The sequence below is a fragment of the Novosphingobium sp. PP1Y genome (assembly GCF_000253255.1).
Taxonomy (GTDB): domain Bacteria; phylum Pseudomonadota; class Alphaproteobacteria; order Sphingomonadales; family Sphingomonadaceae; genus Novosphingobium.
Genome location: NC_015580.1, coordinates 1,904,963 through 1,922,656 on the forward strand (window position 1 = coordinate 1,904,963; position 17,694 = coordinate 1,922,656).

At 64.2% G+C, this 17,694-nt stretch carries 17 protein-coding genes; 12 read left to right on the forward strand and 5 right to left on the reverse strand.

Annotated elements, in window-relative coordinates:
- Positions 1-30: 30 nt before the first annotated feature.
- The 9 genes from PP1Y_RS15150 (at position 31) to PP1Y_RS15190 (ending at position 6,836) form a co-directional block, all read left to right on the forward strand.
- Positions 31-291 carry an STAS domain-containing protein gene (locus tag PP1Y_RS15150; protein ID WP_051010041.1) on the forward strand — a complete coding sequence of 87 codons (261 nt, stop codon included), beginning with the start codon at positions 31-33 and terminating at the stop codon, positions 289-291.
- Positions 288-2,504, forward strand: coding sequence for a chemotaxis protein CheA (locus tag PP1Y_RS15155; protein WP_041558898.1), 2,217 nt, complete (start codon positions 288-290; stop codon positions 2,502-2,504). Before PP1Y_RS15150 ends, PP1Y_RS15155 begins: the two co-directional genes overlap by 4 nt.
- The gene (locus PP1Y_RS15160; RefSeq protein WP_013833017.1) at positions 2,501-3,370 is read left to right on the forward strand and encodes a protein-glutamate O-methyltransferase CheR; all 870 of its coding nucleotides are present in this window, start codon (positions 2,501-2,503) and stop codon (positions 3,368-3,370) included. Before PP1Y_RS15155 ends, PP1Y_RS15160 begins: the two co-directional genes overlap by 4 nt.
- Complete coding sequence (locus PP1Y_RS15165) at positions 3,367-4,392, forward strand: chemotaxis response regulator protein-glutamate methylesterase (protein ID WP_007011748.1); 1,026 nt, start codon at positions 3,367-3,369, stop codon at positions 4,390-4,392. Before PP1Y_RS15160 ends, PP1Y_RS15165 begins: the two co-directional genes overlap by 4 nt.
- A 6-nt stretch (positions 4,393-4,398) precedes the next feature.
- A complete protein-coding gene (locus PP1Y_RS15170) occupies positions 4,399-4,950 on the forward strand; it encodes a chemotaxis protein CheD (RefSeq protein ID WP_013833018.1) in 552 nt (183 codons plus the stop codon).
- A gap of 16 nt (positions 4,951-4,966) precedes the next feature.
- Entirely contained in the window at positions 4,967-5,338 is a 372-nt protein-coding gene (locus tag PP1Y_RS15175) for a response regulator (RefSeq protein WP_013833019.1), read from the forward strand.
- 41 nt (positions 5,339-5,379) lie between these two features.
- Positions 5,380-5,820 (forward strand): chemotaxis protein CheW, encoded by a 441-nt coding sequence (locus PP1Y_RS15180; RefSeq protein ID WP_007011745.1) that lies wholly within the window; start codon positions 5,380-5,382, stop codon positions 5,818-5,820.
- Positions 5,821-5,828: 8 nt separating this feature from the next.
- Positions 5,829-6,152, forward strand: a complete 324-nt coding sequence (locus tag PP1Y_RS15185; RefSeq protein ID WP_013833020.1) for a hypothetical protein — start codon at positions 5,829-5,831, stop codon at positions 6,150-6,152.
- Between the two features lie 81 nt (positions 6,153-6,233).
- Positions 6,234-6,836, forward strand: coding sequence for a DUF938 domain-containing protein (locus tag PP1Y_RS15190; RefSeq protein ID WP_041559346.1), 603 nt, complete (start codon positions 6,234-6,236; stop codon positions 6,834-6,836).
- On the opposite strand, the gene PP1Y_RS15195 is transcribed toward PP1Y_RS15190, so the two are convergent.
- From PP1Y_RS15195 to PP1Y_RS15210, 5 genes are all read right to left on the reverse strand, one after another.
- Positions 6,817-8,175: an MATE family efflux transporter gene (locus tag PP1Y_RS15195; protein ID WP_013833022.1), complete on the reverse strand. Its 1,359-nt coding sequence runs from the start codon at positions 8,173-8,175 to the stop codon at positions 6,817-6,819. The genes PP1Y_RS15190 and PP1Y_RS15195 overlap by 20 nt on opposite strands.
- Before the next feature lie 899 nt (positions 8,176-9,074).
- Positions 9,075-10,004 (reverse strand): 1-phosphofructokinase family hexose kinase, encoded by a 930-nt coding sequence (locus tag PP1Y_RS15200; protein ID WP_013833023.1) that lies wholly within the window; start codon positions 10,002-10,004, stop codon positions 9,075-9,077.
- A 128-nt stretch (positions 10,005-10,132) separates the two neighbouring features.
- Entirely contained in the window at positions 10,133-12,205 is a 2,073-nt protein-coding gene (locus tag PP1Y_RS15205) for a bifunctional diguanylate cyclase/phosphodiesterase (protein WP_041559347.1), read from the reverse strand.
- 288 nt (positions 12,206-12,493) lie between these two features.
- Complete coding sequence (locus tag PP1Y_RS26125; protein WP_173364728.1) at positions 12,494-12,667, reverse strand: hypothetical protein; 174 nt, start codon at positions 12,665-12,667, stop codon at positions 12,494-12,496.
- A gap of 139 nt (positions 12,668-12,806) precedes the next feature.
- Entirely contained in the window at positions 12,807-14,399 is a 1,593-nt protein-coding gene (locus PP1Y_RS15210; RefSeq protein WP_013833025.1) for an isocitrate lyase, read from the reverse strand.
- Between the two features lie 150 nt (positions 14,400-14,549).
- Here PP1Y_RS15210 and PP1Y_RS15215 point away from each other — a divergent pair, with 150 nt between their 5' ends.
- The 3 genes from PP1Y_RS15215 (at position 14,550) to PP1Y_RS15225 (ending at position 17,676) form a co-directional block, all read left to right on the forward strand.
- Positions 14,550-15,947, forward strand: coding sequence for a short-chain fatty acyl-CoA regulator family protein (locus tag PP1Y_RS15215; protein ID WP_013833026.1), 1,398 nt, complete (start codon positions 14,550-14,552; stop codon positions 15,945-15,947).
- Between the two features lie 16 nt (positions 15,948-15,963).
- Positions 15,964-16,734, forward strand: coding sequence for a TonB family protein (locus PP1Y_RS15220; RefSeq protein WP_013833027.1), 771 nt, complete (start codon positions 15,964-15,966; stop codon positions 16,732-16,734).
- A 129-nt stretch (positions 16,735-16,863) separates the two neighbouring features.
- Positions 16,864-17,676, forward strand: a complete 813-nt coding sequence (locus tag PP1Y_RS15225; RefSeq protein ID WP_007011733.1) for a class I mannose-6-phosphate isomerase — start codon at positions 16,864-16,866, stop codon at positions 17,674-17,676.
- Positions 17,677-17,694: the final 18 nt, after the last annotated feature.

Here is a 17,694-nt window from a genome sequence, read left to right on the forward strand (position 1 = left end):
CGTATTCAGTGGCAAACTGCTGGGGGCAAAATGAACAGTATTATCTTGCCGGCGCGCTGTGACCGCGCCGCTGCCGAAGCGATATGGCCGGAGCTGGTTGCGGCGATGGGCGGCAGTCCGACCGCGATTGACGGATCGGGTGTGGAGCACGTCGGCCAGGCGGTGCTCCAGCTCCTCGTATCCGCACGCCGCAGCGATGGCGGCGCTACTATCGCGCCGTCCCCGGCACTTCTCGATGCGGCCCAACTGACCGGCCTCACCGCGGAACTCTTCGAAGAGAGCGAACTATGAGCCCTGAGGAAATCCAGCAGATATTCTTTGCCGAATGCGAGGAATCGCTGGCGGCGGCTGAAAGCGGTCTTGCCGCCTGCCAGGCAGGAACGCAGGACGCCGATACGGTCAATGCGGTTTTCCGCGCGGTGCACTCGATCAAGGGCGGCGCCGGTGCTTTCGGTTATGTTGCGCTTCAGGCCTATACCCATACTTTCGAAACGCTGCTCTCCGATGTCCGCGAGGGGCTCGTGGCGATCGAGAGCAAACTCGTCGACCTGCTGCTCAGGGCGCTCGATACGCTTTCGGACCATGTCGAGGCCGCGCGCGAAGGGGGCGATGCGCCGGCCGACGCGGCCCTGATCAGCGAAATGGAAGCGTCGATGGCGGCCAATGCCGGCGGCGCTCCCGAAGCGGCGGTTGAGCCCGCAGCCGAGCCGGAGGTCAGCGAGCCGGATACGACCGGCTCGGATGCGGAAGGCAGCGCCGACTACGAACTCGATCTCGATGCACTGCTCGACGATCTGACGGCAGGCTTCGATCCGGCCCCGGCCAAGGCCGCCGAAGCCGCACCGGAGAAGCGCTGGAAGGTTCATCTTCGTCCGCATTCGGGCGCCATGCGCAATGGCAGCGAACCGCTGCTGATGGTGCGCGAAATCGCCAGCCTTGGCGGTGAATGCGTGCATTGCGACGTCTCGCAGGTGCCGCCGCTCGATGCCTTCGATCCGGCGCTGGGTTACCTGGGCTGGACCTTCTCGATGCCCGAGACGGCCAGCGAGGATTCGGTTCGCGAAATCTTCGACTTCATCGGAGACGACTGCGCGCTCGCACTCGGCGAGGACGCGGACATTCCCGAAGTGAAGATCGTTGCGGCGGCTCCCAAGCCTGCGCCTGCACCGGTTGCGTCCGCACCTGTGAAGGAAGCGAAGGTCGCTGCCCCGCAGCCGGCAGCACCTGTGGCCGCTGCTGCGCAGCCCGAACCGGCTCCGGTTCAGGATGCACCTGCCGATGCGGCCGCAAAGGCTGCCCAGGCCGCGCCGCCGGCTCCCCCGGCAGGTGGCCAGTCGATTCGCATCGACCTGTTCAAGCTCGATCGCCTGATCGACCTCGTGGGCGAACTCGTGATCGCGCAGGCCATGCTTGTCCAGCGTCTCGGCGCCAATGGCATTACCGCGAACGAGGAGCTTTCGCTGCTCGAGACGCTGACCCGCGACATCCAGGAAAGCGCGATGTCGATTCGCGCGCAGCCGATCTCGAGCGTCTTCAGCCGCGTGCCGCGCATCCTGCGCGAACTGGCATCGTCGACCGGCAAGCATGTGAAGCTCGACGTCATCGGCGAGACCACCGAACTCGACAAGACGGTGATCGAGCGCTTGGGCGAACCGCTCACGCACCTCATCCGCAATGCCGTCGATCACGGCATCGAAAGTGCCGAGGACCGCATTGCCGCCGGCAAGGCGCCGGAAGGCACGCTCACGCTTTCGGCCGAGCATCGTTCGGGCCGCATCCTCATCTCGATCGCCGACGACGGCGCCGGCATCAATCGCGAGCGCGTGCTGGCCAAGGCCGTGGAGAAGGGCATCGTCAGCGCCGAAGCGCAGCTGACCGCCGAGGAGATCGACAACCTGATCTTCGCGCCCGGCTTCTCGACCGCGCAGACGGTTTCGAACATCTCCGGTCGCGGTGTCGGCATGGACGTCGTGCGCCAGAACGTGAAGGACCTTGGCGGTCGTATCACAATCGACAGCACGCCGGGCAAGGGCACGACCTTCATCCTGACCCTGCCGCTCACTCTCGCGATTTCGGACGGCATGATCGTCAACGTCGGCGACCAGACACTGGTCGTTCCGCTCGCCAGCGTGGTCGAAAGCCTGCGTCCGGGCGACGGCGAAGTGCAGGGGCTGGGCTCCAACCGCAACATGCTCAACGTGCGGGGCCGCTTCATTCCCATCGTGTCGCTGCGTTCGGCGCTGGGCGCATCGAGCGGCGCGTTGACGCCCGACGAAGGCGTCCTGATCGTCGTCGATACCGAAAGCACCGGTCAGGCGGCGCTGCTTGTCGATGAAATTCAGGACCAGCGCCAGTTCGTCATCAAGAGCCTGGCTACCAACTTCCGCCCGGTAGACGGCGTTGCCGGCGCTACTATCCTTGGCGACGGGCGCGTGGCGCTGATCGTCGATGTCGACGGTCTCGTCTCCAATGCCGCTCCCGGACAGGAGCGCCAGGCTGCATGAGCGCCTCGCCCGCCACGACTGAGCCGATTCCCGGCGTCAGCCCGGACATCTACAGTGCGGCCGATTTCCAGGCCGTATCCGAGATCGTCTATCGGGCCGTCGGCATCGTGCTCCAGCAAGGCAAGGCGATGCTCGTCTATTCGCGCCTCGCTCCGCTCGTGCGCCAGGCCGGGTGCGTCACGTTCTCGCGCTACATCGAGATGATCCGCTCTGATGCCGATGAACTGAACCGCGCCGTGGCCTCGCTGACGACCAACCATACCTTCTTCTACCGCGAAGCACATCATTTCGAACACTTGCGGCGCGAGGCGCGTCCGCGCCTGCTTGCCAAGCTGGGCGATCGGCAGCCGGTTCGGCTGTGGTCGGCCGGTTGCTCCAGCGGGGAAGAGACATGGTCGATGGTCATGACCCTGCTCGGCCCCGAACGGCAGGTCGGCGTCAACCTGATGCGCAGTGACTTGCGCGTTCTGGCCAGCGACGTCGCGCCCCACGCCATCGCGAAGGCAGAAGCGGGGGTCTATGCGGAAAAGGAAGTGCAGCCGGTGCCCGAGGACTTGCGCAAGGCCTGGGCGCGCATCGAGGGCGGCAATGTTTCGATGTCCGATGCGATCCGTTCGATAGTGCGATTTCGCCTGCTCAACCTGCTGGGCGACTGGCCGATGAAGGGGCAGTTCGACGTCATCTTCTGCCGTAACGTCATGATATATTTCGATAATCCTACCAAGGAGCGTCTCGTGCAGCGCTTCGTCGATGCCCTCGTCCCCGGCGGTTTTCTCTACATCGGTCACTCCGAACGCGTGACCGGACCCGCCCAGCGCCAGCTCGACCTTGTCGGGCCCACCATCTACCAGAGGAGCGCTGCATGACGATCCGGGTTCTCATCGTCGATGACTCCGCGACCATGCGTGCCATCCTGATGTCGCGCCTGCGCCAGCAGCCTGACATCGAAGTGGTTGGCGCCGCTTCCGATGCCGCCGAGGGGCGGGCCATGATCAAGAGCCTCGATCCCGACGTGGTGACGCTCGACATCGAGATGCCGGGTATGAACGGCCTCGACTTCCTCGAGAAGATCATGACCTTGCGCCCGACCCCGGTGATCATTGTCTCGGGCGCCACACGCGAAGGCAACGAGGTTACGGCGCGCGCGCTCGCGCTGGGTGCGGTCGATTGCTATTCGAAGTACGATCCCAGCGGGAAACTCGCATTCGAGGACGGCGGCCGGCTGGCCGGGATGATCCGTCAGGCCGCACAAATATCCTATGAAAAGCCGGGCAAGTCTCCTTCGGCCGCGCCAAGTGCCGGCAGCAAGGCGATCCGTCGCGATGCCCGGCTGATCGCGGTGGGCTCCTCCACCGGCGGGGTCGAGGCGTTGCAGGTCCTCCTGCGCGACTTCCCGCAGGATTGCCCGCCCACGGTCATCGTCCAGCATGTCAACCCGCGCTTTGCACCGGCAATTGCGCGTACGCTCGACCAGGTCTGCCCTGCAAAGGTCGGCGTTGCGGTGCATGACATGCCGCTGCGGCCGGGGCACGTCTACCTCGCCGCCGAGGCTGACCATCATCTGCTGGTGAAGGGCGGTGACGTACTCTACGCCAAGCTGCGCAAGGGTGAGCCGATCTCCGGCCACGTCCCCAGCGTCGATGCCCTGTTCCATTCGGTAGCCCAATATGTCGGCGCCGGAGCGGTGGGCATCCTGCTGACAGGAATGGGCCAGGACGGCGCCAAGGGCCTGCTCGCGATGAGCGAGGCGGGCGCGCACACCATCGTCCAGGACGAAAGCACCTGCATCGTCTTCGGCATGCCTCGCGCGGCCATCTCGCTGGGAGCGGCGCGCGTCGTCGCCCCGATAAACCGTATCGCGCACCACGCGCTCAGCATGGCGGCCTGACGGATCATGAACGCGATCATCACGAGCGGGGCCACTGTCCGACTGACCGTTCTGCAGGGGCAGTTCAAGGTCAGTTCCGGGCCGCGCGTCGAACTCAGCACGGTGCTGGGCAGCTGCGTCGCCACCTGCCTTTACGATCCGGAAATCGAACTGGGCGGCATGAACCATTTCCTCCTGCCCGAGCCGCCGTCTGGCCGAAGTCCGGGCGAGGTGGACGTCCATTACGGCGTTTACCTGATGGAAATGCTGATCAACGAAATGCTGTCCTACGGCGCACACAAGAACCGTCTGCGGGCGCATCTCTATGGCGGCGCGAACATTCGCGCCGGCATGCAGCAGATCGGCACTGCCAATGCCGAATTTGCCCGCAGTTTCCTCAGGAGCGAACGCATCGAACTGGTGCGCGAGGACCTGGGCGGTGCCAATGCGCGCCGCGTCGATTTTCGCCCGGCATCCGGAAAGGTCCGCTGCCGTACCGTCGCCTCCTCGGATGCACCCGAGGTCCAGGCACCACCCATGATCCGCCAGGCACCGCGTGGCGAAGTCGAACTGTTCTGAAGAAGTGAGGCATTTGATGTCCAGGACAACCAGAGTTCTAACCGTTGATGACAGTGCCTCGATGCGCGCGCTGCTCAATCACGCCCTGTCCACCAACGGCTTCGAGGTTTCGCAGGCCGACGACGGCGTATCCGCGCTGGAATGGCTGGCGGTAAACGAAGTCGATGTCGTGATTACCGACATAAACATGCCGCGCCTCGACGGCTTTGGCCTGATCGAGCAGGTGCGCGGCGGCACCCGCCACCGGGATCGCCCGATCCTGGTGCTGACCACCGAAAGTTCTGACGAGAAGAAGGCGCGTGCCCGCGCCGCCGGTGCGACCGGCTGGATCGTCAAGCCTTTCGATACCGACAAGCTCGTCGCGGCCGTGCGCCGCGTCGCCCACTGATACGGCCCGGCAGGGTCATCGTTCAAAGCGAGGATGAGTTCATGCAACGCGAACTGATCACTTTCCAAGTTTCCGGCCAGGTATTTGCGCTGGACATCATGCAGATCCGCGAAATCCGCGCCTGGAGCCCGGTCACGCCGATGCCGCGCGTGCCCAGCTACGTCGCGGGCGTCGTCAACTTGCGCGGTACCGTTCTGCCGGTCGTCGACCTGGCCGCTCGCCTCGGCTGGCCCGCCACCGAAGCGACACCGCGCCACGCGATCATCGTGTGCCAGGTCAACGGGCAGGCGCAGGGCCTGATCGTCGAATCGGTCAGCGACATCGTCACATTCGACAGTGAAACGCTGCAGGCACCGCCCTCGACCGGCAACGACAGCGTCGTGCCTTTCCTCGAAGGACTTGCCGCGATCGACGACAACATGGTCATGGTGCTCGATCTCCAGGCACTCAGCTCCGCCGAAGACGGCCTGATGGCGGCCTGAGAGGCACGATGCACCACGAACCCAAGTTCTTGGCCATGGCCGAGGTTCTCAACGAACTCGGCAGCGAAGTGGAGGCGCTCGGTGAAGTCTTCTGCCGGGATGCAGGCTTCGCAGACCGGCACATGCGCGAACTTCAGGCGATCGACCTGATCGCCCAGAAGCAGCGCGTGCTGGCCGCGATCCTGGCGGCAGGGTTCAGCGAACAGGAAATGCGGCGCATCAGTCTCGATGCGCTGCGCTCCCGCTTCTGCGGTTTCCTCGAGGATGAAACCGGCGCAGGTGATGCGGCGGCCGACACTGGCAATACCGGCGAGGCGAGCCTCTGGGATTGAGGCTTGCCCGGTCGCAGGCGGCCGGCGCAATCGTCCGGGTGGGGACTTGCAGGGCATCGGCGCGGGCCCTAGTCCATGGCCATGACCGACGACCGTCGCCACGCGCCTGCTACCGCCCGCAATCGCGATCCGATCCTCGCCATCCTGCGCGAAGCGTTGCCGGGCAGGGGGCTTGTGCTCGAGATCGCCAGCGGGACGGGAGAGCACGCCGTGCACTTCGCCCGGGCATTGCCCGACATTACCTGGCAGCCGAGCGATCCCGATGCCGACGCACGCGCCTCGATTGCCTCGTGGCGCGAGGCGGAAGGCTCGTTCAACCTTCGCGCGCCGCTGGAACTGGATGCCGCCGCCGAGACATGGCCGGTCGAGCGCGTGGATGCGATCGTGTGCATTAACATGATCCATATCAGTCCCTGGGGTTCGACCCTCGGACTGCTGGCGGGGGCAGGGCGCACACTGCCTTGCGGTGCACCGCTCATCCTCTACGGACCGTTCCGCCGCAAAGGGTATCCGCTCGAGCCCAGCAATGCAGAATTCGACCTGAGCCTGAAGGCCCGCGATCCGCGCTGGGGACTGCGCCAACTCGAGGACGTCAGTGGGGTCGCCCGTGGCGAGGGCCTAGCCTTTGAGCGTTTCGTGGAAATGCCGGCCAACAACCTTTGCGTTATTTACCGTCGCAGCTGAAACTGCGGCGCGTCAGGCGCGGCAGGACGATAATTTGGCCGATCGCGCGAACGACGAAGAACAGCGTGAAGGCCAGCCACAGGCCATGGTTGCCCAATGGGTGGAGCAGCCAGATCAGGACGCCGTAGACCGCCATGGCCACGGCCATCGTTCCCAGCATCGCACGCGTCCATCCTGCGCCGACGAACACACCGTCAAGGACGAACGAGGCGACGCCCAGTAGCGGCAGCAGCGCTACCCAGAAGACATAGGTTCCGGTTTCGGCGATTACTGCGCTGTCGGTGTTGAAGCGGGCTGCCAGCCATGGACCGCCCAGCATGTAAGCCAGGCTCAGAAACAATCCGGTCACTCCGCCCCAGATCAGGGCCTTGCGAACGGTGGCGGAGAAACGGCTGCGATCGCGTGCCCCAAGGGCCTCGCCGCAGAGGACCTGCGCTGCATTCTCGAATCCGTCGAGCAACAGGGCGGAGAGCATGAAGAGTTGAAATAGGATGCCGTTGCCGGCCAGCGTGACAGCCCCTTGCTGGGCGCCGCTGCGCGCGAAGATGAGGATTGCCGCGTTGAGCAGCAGGGTGCGAACGAACAGGTCGCGGTTGAGCGCGAAGAGGCGAAGCAGCGCTTCCCGCCGCCATGTTATCCGGCGTGCGAAGGCGCCCCAGGCTTCGCGCGAGGCGGGCTGACGCAGGACGATGGCCAGCAGAAGCACGAACTTGAGTGCTTCCGAACTCAGCGTGGCCGTCGCGACACCGGTCACGCCCCACTCTGCGACGAGTACGAGCAGCAGATCGAGCGCGATGTGGACAGCGTTGGCGGTTATCTCGACGACGAGGACATGCCGGACAAGGCGTTGCCCGATCAGCCAGCCCACCAACACGCAATTGGCCAGCCAGATCGGACCGGCCCAATAGCGGATTTCGATATAGTCGCTGGCGCCTTCGCGCACCTGTCCTGAAGCCTCGAGAAGATCCAGGCCCAGCGGGATCGCCACGTGCATGGTTGCCAGAAGTACGGCACCGATGCCAAGTGAAACGGCGAGTGCGCGCACGAGCGTCTCTGCCTGTTCGCCGCTGTCGCGCCGGCCCGCGCTCTGCGCCGTCAGCGCGACAGTGCTGGTGCGCAGGAAATTGAAGACGTTGAGCAGCGCCATCATGTACTTCGCGCCGAGCTCTACCGCTCCCTGCGCCGGAGCGTCGCCAAGACGCCCGATCGCCCACATGTCGGCCAGTCCGAAGAGCGCTGTTGCGATGTTGGTCAGCATCGCCGGCAGGGCGATGGTCCAGAGCAGACGCGTTGTGTCTGCTTCAGGTGCGACGGAGGGCGCTGCAATTTTCGTCGTCACGCTAGCCCTTCCAAGTCCTTCTGCCCATGCTGGCGTAATCGTGAGCTGAGTCTAGCACCCCCTGCGTGCCGAATCAGACAACGGTGTCATAAGTCTCGAAACAATGTTCGCAAATGCAGGGGATTTCAGGCATCTTATGCTGCAGTTGCACAATAGGCGATTCGTGTTGTGGCGACAGGACAAGAAAAATGCGCCCGAAGGCGCATGATTCTCTTGTGCTTTTTGATAATTGGCGTTTTACTGCAACTGCGAGAAATTGGCGCGCCGGAGAGTGAATAAACTCTCCCCGGCGCGCTCTCTCCCAACGCCGGTAAGGTCGGTGAGGACCTTTCGCGTTCATATTGCAGAAATTTATATGCCGCGCAAAGGTTGAATTACACAAATTGCTGCGCTGCATCTTCGCCGCAGTCCCCGCTCTGCTTTATGACGAAACGGCACACCGTTCCTTTCATTTCCTTCCGATATCGTTCGACCCGGTCCTTGCAACTTGGCTCAAGGTCCTCTGGCGTTAATCAGTTTGCTCGGGATCGGATGACCATTCGCTTTCCCTTGCGCCGCCCAGGTGGAAATCTCCCGGCGGTAGGGACCAGCGAACGAATCGGCGGCGGAGAAGTAAATGGCGGAGAGGATCGGGCCGGAACTCAGCATGCAGTCTTGCAAGGCAGGCGCAATGCGGACGGCTCGCCAACTGCAAGTGCAGGATTGGCGCAGTACGCTGATTATGCAGGCCAGGTCCGGACGCACCCTTTATCGGCTCGGAATGCAACTGTGCGGGCAATGCGGCACGATTTAGGCAAGCGCATGTCGCTTTTTCGCGGATCGGGCCGGACCTGACGCGGCGAGCCTTTCGGATCGCACATCGGGCATCGCACGTGGCCCGGTGCGATCCGCGACAGTATTCAGATGGCAGCGACCCTTTGAAGCAGGCTTTCGATTTCTCTGGGATGGGCAAGATCCGCACCGGCCCGCAGCACGGCAGCCGAACCCGAGGCGAGACCAAGGCGGAATGCTTCGGTTTCGCTCTGTCCGCTCGCCAGGGCGAAGATCATGCCCGCGACGAAGCTGTCTCCGGCACCGACGGCGCTGGCCGCCTCGATGGTAATGGCCGGTAGGGAAACGGGTCCTTCCTTGCGCGCAAGGATCGCGCCTTCATGCCCCATCGTCACTGCGACGAGATGGGCCTTGCGGGCCTCGACGATGCCCATGGCCGCTTCGCCGATGGCGTCTGCGCCCTCAAGCGTGCGCCCGATGTAGGATTGCAATTCCCCAAGGCTGGGCTTGAGCAAGGCGAGGCCGCCTGCCTCGATCCCTGCAGCGAGCGCTCTGCCCGAGCTGTCGAGGACGATCTTTATTCCACGCGGGCGCAGCAACTCCGAGATCCTGGCATAGAAATCGTCCGGCACGCCCGGTGGGAGCGATCCGCTCAAGACCATGTAATCGCACTGCGCTTCGCCCACCTGTTCGAGGCAGGTGCGCCATTCGCTCTCGGCGATCTGCGGGCCCTTGGGCACGAAGCGGTATTCCTTTCCCGTTTCGTGCTCGAACACGGCCGAGGCGATGCGCGTCGGCCCGGCAATCGGAATCCGGGTGCGCACCAGCTGATGCCGGTCGATCAGGCCGTCGAGCGCCGGCCCGGTGGCACCGCCGGACAGGTAATAGCAGCGCGCGTTCCCGCCGAGCCTGACGAAGACCCGGGCCACGTTGATGCCGCCGCCGCCCGGGGCGTACCGTTCGTTGTCGGTGCGCATCTTGTGCGTATGGCGCATCTGGCCGACGTCATAGGATACGTCGATGGTGGGATTCATCGTCAGCGTGGCGATGCTTTTCATCTCGCGGCCTCCTTGCCTTGCCTGACAGACAAACTCGCGCGGCTACCCTTCGGGTTCCATGCGTTCCGTCAAATCGGCAAGGCAATCAAGGGCGCATGCCCCTGCGTCGGCCCGGTGCAGGGAAGCAATCAGGCCGCGTCGCGTTGTTGGGTGACCGCGAGCGCGTAGGCCGGTTCGGCGCGGCCGAAGAGAAATCCCTGTCCCTGCACGCAGCCTTCGCTGCGCAAGTAGTCGCGTTCGATTTCCCGCTCGATGCCTTCAGCGGCAACCGTCAGCCCGAGGCTGCGGCCAAGACCGATCACGGCGCGGATGACTGCCCGCGAATTGGTTTCTTCGTGCAGGCTGAGCACGAAGGACTTGTCGATCTTGATCTTGGTGAACGGATAATTGAGCAGGTAGCTGAGCGACGAATAGCCGGTCCCGAAATCGTCCAGCGAAATGCCGATGCCGAAGGCGCGCAAGTTGCGGATGATGGCGGCCGGGCGCGGGCCTTTTTCCATCAGCACGGCCTCGGTAATCTCCAGTTCTAGCCGTTCGGCGGGCAGGCCGGAAGCCGACAGGGCGTTGATGACCGTGCTGAGCAGGTTGCCGTTGCGGAACTGCAGTGGCGAGACGTTGACCGAGAGCTTGACGTCATGGGGCCAGCGCATCGCCTCGGTACAGGCGGTCTGCAGCACGAAGCGCCCAACCTGATCGATCAGGCCCATTTCCTCGGCCAGCGGAACGAAGATCTCCGGAGAAACGCAGCCGCGCTCGGCGTGGTTCCAGCGGGCCAGCGCTTCGTAGCATTCGATCGCACCGCTTTCGAGATTGACCAGCGGCTGGTAGAAGACCTCCAGTTCGCCGTTGCGCACGGCTTTGCGGAAGTCCTTCTCCAGCTTGTTCTTTTCCTGCGCGGCATGGTCCATCCGCGCTTCGAAGCTGCGGCAGCTCCCGCGTCTGTCTCCCTTGGCCGCGTAGAGCGCCAGGTCGGCAAAGCGCAGTAGCGTTTCAGGATCGCTGCTGTCGTTTGGCGAACTCGCGAAGCCGACAGTGGCGCCGATGTGGATCATGTTGCCCTTCACGTAGAAGGGTTCGGACAGGGCGGTGATGATCGCGCGGCCGACCAGTTCTGTCTGCGTCTGGCTGGAGCGGCGGAAGATTACCGCGAATTCGTCCCCTCCGATTCGGCACAGCAGTGCATCGGGAGGGATCAGTTCGCGCATGCGCATGGCCGCCTCGGTCAGCAGCAGGTCACCAAACTGGTGGCCATAGGTATCGTTTACGGCCTTGAAGTGATCGAGGTCGACGAGCGCGATCGTTACCGTTTCGCCGCGGCGCGCGCGGTGGAGGGCGTCGCGCAAGTGCTCACGGCAGTGGGCGCGGTTGGCAAGTCCGGTCAACTCGTCGTGACGGGCCATGTGCGCCATGCGCTGTTCGATGCGGCGTCGTTCGGTGACGTCGAAGATCGAGACGATCGTGGCTGCATAGCCTTCCATCTGCGAAAGGCGGGTCGAAATGACCGCTTCCACGGCGTCGCCGTCGCGGCGGACCATCTGCCAGCACTCGTTGGTGTCCGGGCATTCGGCGGCCAACATGGCCTCGGCCTCGGAGCGCGTGGCGGGCGGAAACAGGGCGGCTATCGGCATTCCTGCCATTTCGCTGGTTTCATAGCCGAAGAAGGCGCAGGCGGCTTCGTTCGCCGAGCGGATCTCGCCCCGGTTCACGTCGCAAACCAGGGTGGCGATGGGGTTGCGTTCGAAAAGCAGGCGGAAGGTTTCTTCCTTCTGCTTGAGATCGGTGATGTCGACGCGGATGCCGATGGTTCCGCCATCGCCGGTCTTGCGCTCCTCGATCATGATGCAGCGGCCGTTGGAGAGACGCTGTTCGTGACGAATGCCGGGCTTGTGCATCAGCGAAAGGCGATGTGCGAGCCATTCCTCCTCGCGCCCGGCAGCCTCGGGATAGTCCCCGCGCTCGACGCCGATGCGCAAGGTGTCCTCCAGCTTCACGCCAGGCTCGAGCAGATCCGCAGAGCGCGAATAGATCTCGGCGTACTGGCGATTCCACAGGACGTAACGGCCTTCCGCGTCGAGGAAGACGATCCCCTCCGGCAAGACCTCGATCGCTTCACGCAGCCGTCGTTCCGCAAGCGAAGCCGCCTGCAGCGCATGCTCCAGCGAAGACTGTGCCTGCTCATTGGCAGGCGCGCCGCTTTGCACTTGGTAAACCCCCACAGTCCCTTGCACGACCCCAGTGCCGGGAATGCTATCTGGCAGAGGTTAATTTTCTCATCATAACAAGAGGAAGGCAGGATTTCGTCGGCCCGGTCCGCAGTCTTGCAGCGCAATTGTGCCGGACTTGAGGAATTGCCACGTCATTTGTGCGCAAGTCCCTCAAGACAAAAGAAATGGCCCGTCGCGCAAGAGGCGACGGGCCAAGCTTTCCTCCCCAGGAAAACAAAACGGTGATTCGGCCGGCACTTGCGCGCGCCGCACCTTTGCTGCGTCTCAGCGGCGGGCTGCGCTGCTCAGACGGTGATAGAGGTTCGAGTACTTCGAGGAGATCGGATCGTCCTCATGCGCCCGAAGGTAGAACAGGACCGCTTCCTGAAGCAGCTGGAAGTCCTGGGTCGAAAGCACGGCGCGCGAGCGAGCCGGTTCGCAAGTGGTGGTAGTAGTCATCACTGTACTCCTTTCATGTCGCTCGTGGGTGCGGATGGGCCCGCGAACTCGTTGCTTCACTGCCCTGTGCAGCGAACCTGGGTCCCTTGTGACCGGAGAGGAGGCTTCTCCGGCCACAAGGGAGATCGGGGCGTTCGCCTCAGGCGGCGAACTGATTCATCGTGTTGTGCTCGCCGCCGGCCTTGAGGGCCGCCTCACCGGCGAAGTATTCCTTGTGGTCGTCGCCGATGTCCGAGCCGGCCATGTTCTGGTGCTTGACGCAGGCGATGCCCTGGCGGATTTCCTGGCGCTGCACGCCCTTGACGTAACCGAGCATGCCCGCCTCGCCGAAGTATTCCTTGGCCAGGTTGTCGGTCGACAGGGCCGCGGTGTGGTACGTCGGCAGGGTGATCAGGTGGTGGAAGATGCCCGCCTCGCGCGCCGCGTCCTTCTGGAAGGTGCGGATGCGCTCGTCGGCCTCTGCCGCCAGATCGGTGCCGTCGTAGTCGACGCTCATCAGCTTCGCCCGGTCATAGGCCGAGACGTCGCGTCCTGCCGCGCTCCAGGCGTCGAAGACCTGCTGGCGGAAGTTCAGCGTCCAGTTGAAGCTCGGCGAATTGTTGTAGACCAGCTTGGCATTCGGAATGACTTCGCGGATGCGCGAGACCATGCCGCCGATCTGGCCGATGTGGGGCTTCTCGGTCTCGATCCAGAGCAGGTCGGCACCGTTCTGCAGCGACTGGATGCAGTCGAGCACGCAGCGGTCCTCGCCGGTTCCGGGACGGAACTGATAGAGGTTGCTCGCCAGGCGCTTGGGGCGCATCAGCTTGCCGTCGCGGCTGATCAGGACATCGCCGTGGCCGAGCTTTGCGGCATCGACTTCCTCGCAATCGAGGAACGCGTTGTACTGGTCGCCGATATCGCCGGCTTCACGAACGAAGGCGATCTGCTTGGTCAGTCCGGCGCCGAGCGAGTCGGTGCGGGCAACGATGACGCCGTCGTCAACGCCCAGTTCCATGAAGGCGTAGCGAACCGCGCGGATCTTCGCGATGAAGTCCTCGTGCGGAACCGTGACCTTACCGTCCTGGTGGCCGCACTGCTTTTCGTCCGAGACCTGGTTTTCGATCTGGATGCAGCAGGCGCCCGCCTCGATGAACTTCTTGGCGAGGAGGTACGTGGCCTCAGCATTGCCGAAGCCGGCATCGATGTCGGCGATGATCGGAACGACGTGCGTTTCGTAGTTGTCGATCGCGGCCTCAAGGCGCCTGGCTTCCATTTCGTCGCCGGCGTCGCGGGCCTTGTCGAGTTCGCGGAACATCATGCCCAGTTCGCGTGCGTCGGCCTGCTTGAGGAAGGTGTAGAGTTCCTCGATGAGGGCCGGGACGGAAGTCTTCTCGTGCATCGACTGGTCGGGCAGCGGGCCGAACTCGCTGCGCAGGGCGGCAACCATCCAGCCCGAGAGATAGAGGTAGCGGCGCTTGGTCGAGCCGAAGTGCTTCTTGATGGAAATCATCTTCTGCTGACCGATGAAACCGTGCCAGCAGCCCAGCGACTGGGTGTAGTTCGCGGGATCTGCGTCATAGGCGGCCATGTCCTCGCGCATGATGCGCGCGGTGTAGCGGGCGATGTCGAGGCCGGTGTTGAAGCGGTTCTGCAGGCGCATGCGCGCAACCGATTCGGGCTCGATCCCGGTCCAGTTGGGTTCGGTGCCGATGGTGCGGCCCGCCTCGATGATCTTCTGCTGGTAGGTCATGATTCGCTTTTCCCGTAAGCACTGGTGTTGCCGTTCGATGGGTCTGAGCTAGGCAGGAATTGCGCCGCGGGAAATGGCCCGCGAAGTGTCGTTGTCAAACTTTACAGATTTTCATTGTAAAGTTGTGCAGGTCTGACAATACTTTCGGATATGGCTGAAAACCGTCCCTTATACCTTGGGCCAAGGCTGCGCCGCCTGCGCCGCGAGCTGGGTTTGACACAGCAGGCGATGGCCGACGATCTGGAGATCTCGCCCAGCTATGTCGCGCTGCTCGAGCGCAACCAGCGACCGGTCACGGCGGACATGCTGCTGCGCCTGGCTCGTACATATCGGCTGGAGATCGGCGATCTCGCAAGCGAGGACGGTGCCGACTATGCCCGGCGGCTGGGCGATGTGCTGCGCGATCCGGTGTTCGACGACATAGACTTGCCGTCGCTCGAGGTGTCGGACCTGGCGATGAGCTTTCCGGGCGTGGCCGAAGCCCTTCTGCGGCTTCACAGCGCCTACACGCGCGAGCAGCAGGCCCTGGCCGAACAGCGCGATGCAGGGCCGGGCCGGCAGGACAGCGATCCGGTGCGCGAGGCGCAGCGCTTCTTCGCCCATTCGCGCAACTACTATCATGGGCTCGACACCCAGGCCGAAGAGCTTGCCGCGGAGATCGACAAGGCAGGCGGGATGGAAAAGTGGCTCGGCACCAAGGGTGTACGCGTGCGTTTCATGCCATCCGACGTGCTGATGGATGCGATGCGCCGCTTCGACCGCCACAACCAGCAATTGCTGATCGACGATTCGCTCGACGCGGCGAGCCGGACCTTCCAGCTGGCCACCCACATCGCACATACGGCCATGCGCAGCACGATCATGCAGCTCGTGCGAGAGCAGGAATTCGCCAGCAACACGACCGCGACGCTCGTGCGCCGGGCGCTGGCGGGATATGGCGCGGCGGCGATGGTCATGCCCTACCGCAAGTTCGCGCGGGCGGTGGAAGCACGCAAGTACGACATTGCGGCGCTCGGCGGCCTGTTTGGCGCCAGCTTCGAGCAGGTGGCGCACCGCCTCACCACCATGCACCGGCCCGGAGAGGAACGGGTGCCGTTCTTCTTCATTCGCGTCGATGAAGCGGGCAATGTCTCCAAGCGGCTCGATGGAGCGGGCTTTCCCTTCGCAGCGCACGGGGGCGGGTGCCCCTTGTGGAACGTGCACCAGGTTTTCCGGCGTCCGGGCGAGATCCAGACCCAGTGGCTGGAGCTACCCGACGGCCAGCGCTTCTTCTCGATCGCGCGCACGGTCACATCGGGAAGGGGGCGCTACGGCCGTCCGCAGGTCATGCGCGCGGTTGCGCTGGCGTGCGCTGCGGAAGAGGCTGGACGGCTCGTCTATGCTGCCGGCGTCGAACCGAATGAGGCGCCCGGCACGCCCATCGGCGTGACCTGCCGCCTGTGCCACCGCGCCGAATGCGTGGCGCGGGCGGTTCCGCCCATTGGCAGGGACATCCTGGCCGACGATTACCGCCGCGCGGCGCAGCCCTATTCCTTCGCCGAAAGCTGAGGCTACAAGGGCGAGGATGAGCAAGGCCGATCTCAAGCCGGAGCGCAAGACGCGGCTGGGCGTTGTCGCCATCGTCGCCCTCCTGCACCTCGTGGTGATTGCCGCGCTCGTTCGCGCCTTCACGCCGCAGTTCGCGGCCAGCGTCCTGGACGGCGTGACCCAAGCATTCACGGTGACGGTCAAGCCGGCGCCGGCGCCTGAGCCGACCGAGACGCCGCCTCCCGAACCTGTTCCGCCCGAAGAGGAAGGCGCTGCTGCGCCGCCGGGCAAGAAAGCCAGGCCGCGCGAAACGGCGGCCCCCAAGGCCCCCATTGCGATCAAGCCGACACAGGCGCCGCCCGTGGCGGGCAAAGGCGACGAAAACGCCTCGGGCGCCCGCGACGAAGGCGAGGGCACGGGCGCGTCGGGCGAAGGGCACGGGACCGGCTCGGGTAACGGCGGGTCGGGTCAGGGGGGCGGCGCCGTCACCCCGCCGGTCAAGATCAGGGGCGATATCAACTCAGCCAAAGATTACCCGCGCGGCAGCCGCGATCTGCGCATCGGCAGCGAAGTCATCGTTGCCCTGACGGTCGGCACCGACGGCCGGGTGAAGGGCTGCCGTGTGGTCAAGCAGAGCCCGGACCCGAGCGCAGGCCAGATTACCTGCCGCCTAGCGGCCGAGCGCTTTCGCTTTCGCCCGGCACAGGATGCCTCCGGGCGTCCGGTCGAGTCCGTCTATGGCTGGAGGCAGCGTTGGTTTTATCGCGACTCTGGTGTAACCCCGCGGGAATTCGGGCGTGCCTCCTGAATTTCCACGTTCTTTTCCACAAAAATGGCCTAGGTTCAATTTCATGTCCGTAGGAGTTATCTCGATCCTCGAAGGCGGTTTGCGCGTGTGCGGAGGCAGCTTTGCTACCCCGAACCGTGGAGCGCAGGCATGAGCGGGACTTTGCCGATCCGTCAGGTGGAAAAGCCCTGGGGTCGGGACGAACTTCCCGCACCGTTCATTGCGCCGGACGGCCAGCGCATCGGCGAAATCTGGTTCGAGCCGCCCGCCGAATTGCCCGCACTTCTGGTCAAGTACATCTTCACCAGTGAGAAGCTCTCCGTGCAGGTCCACCCGAACGATGCGCAGACTCTCGCGAAAGGGATCGGTCGGCAGGGCAAGGAAGAGTGCTGGCTGATCCTGGCCACGGAGCCGGGTGCGACCCTTGGCATCGGCTTTCATGAAGACCTGAGCGAGGACGAACTGCGCACGGCCGCGCTGGACGGCTCTATCGAGGACCTGATGGTCTGGCATGAGGTTGCGCCGGGCGATTTCTTCTACATTCCCGCGAATACGGTTCACGCCATCGGCGCGGGGGTCAGCTTGATCGAGGTGCAGCAGAACAGCGACATTACCTATCGCCTGTTCGATTACGGCCGGCCGCGCGAACTTCACCTGGAAGAGGGCATGGCCGTTGCGCGCGGCGAACCCTATGCGATGAAGTGGAGCCGCAAGGTCGCTCCCGACAGGTCGCAGGTGCTTGTCGACGGGCCGCTGTTCCTGCTCGATCAGGTCGCAGGCCGGCCCGATGACGCCATGGCGGATCGCTATCCCGGCGCCTTGCTGGTCATCCCGCGTGAAGGCACGGTCACGGTTTCGGGCCAGCCCGTATCGCCGGGCGAATGCGCGCTTGCGCCCACTTTCGATGCTATCGGATTTGCACAGGATAGCGTCTGTCTTCTTGCACGCGGCTGTGCAGACTGACGTCTCGATGCAATAAGT

What these genes read in the sequence shown, in the direction of transcription:
- PP1Y_RS15215 (WP_013833026.1), top strand. Translation starts at nt 14,550, where the DNA reads ATGGCTGAAAACCGTCCCTTATACCTTGGGCCAAGGCTGCGCCGCCTG.
- PP1Y_RS15190 (WP_041559346.1), top strand. Translation starts at nt 6,234, where the DNA reads ATGACCGACGACCGTCGCCACGCGCCTGCTACCGCCCGCAATCGCGAT.
- PP1Y_RS15150 (WP_051010041.1), top strand. Translation starts at nt 31, where the DNA reads ATGAACAGTATTATCTTGCCGGCGCGCTGTGACCGCGCCGCTGCCGAA.
- PP1Y_RS26125 (WP_173364728.1), bottom strand. Translation starts at nt 12,667, where the DNA reads ATGACTACTACCACCACTTGCGAACCGGCTCGCTCGCGCGCCGTGCTT.
- PP1Y_RS15170 (WP_013833018.1), top strand. Translation starts at nt 4,399, where the DNA reads ATGAACGCGATCATCACGAGCGGGGCCACTGTCCGACTGACCGTTCTG.
- PP1Y_RS15185 (WP_013833020.1), top strand. Translation starts at nt 5,829, where the DNA reads ATGCACCACGAACCCAAGTTCTTGGCCATGGCCGAGGTTCTCAACGAA.
- PP1Y_RS15175 (WP_013833019.1), top strand. Translation starts at nt 4,967, where the DNA reads ATGTCCAGGACAACCAGAGTTCTAACCGTTGATGACAGTGCCTCGATG.
- PP1Y_RS15210 (WP_013833025.1), bottom strand. Translation starts at nt 14,399, where the DNA reads ATGACCTACCAGCAGAAGATCATCGAGGCGGGCCGCACCATCGGCACC.
- PP1Y_RS15155 (WP_041558898.1), top strand. Translation starts at nt 288, where the DNA reads ATGAGCCCTGAGGAAATCCAGCAGATATTCTTTGCCGAATGCGAGGAA.
- PP1Y_RS15220 (WP_013833027.1), top strand. Translation starts at nt 15,964, where the DNA reads ATGAGCAAGGCCGATCTCAAGCCGGAGCGCAAGACGCGGCTGGGCGTT.
- PP1Y_RS15160 (WP_013833017.1), top strand. Translation starts at nt 2,501, where the DNA reads ATGAGCGCCTCGCCCGCCACGACTGAGCCGATTCCCGGCGTCAGCCCG.
- PP1Y_RS15200 (WP_013833023.1), bottom strand. Translation starts at nt 10,004, where the DNA reads ATGAAAAGCATCGCCACGCTGACGATGAATCCCACCATCGACGTATCC.
- PP1Y_RS15165 (WP_007011748.1), top strand. Translation starts at nt 3,367, where the DNA reads ATGACGATCCGGGTTCTCATCGTCGATGACTCCGCGACCATGCGTGCC.
- PP1Y_RS15225 (WP_007011733.1), top strand. Translation starts at nt 16,864, where the DNA reads ATGAGCGGGACTTTGCCGATCCGTCAGGTGGAAAAGCCCTGGGGTCGG.
- PP1Y_RS15180 (WP_007011745.1), top strand. Translation starts at nt 5,380, where the DNA reads ATGCAACGCGAACTGATCACTTTCCAAGTTTCCGGCCAGGTATTTGCG.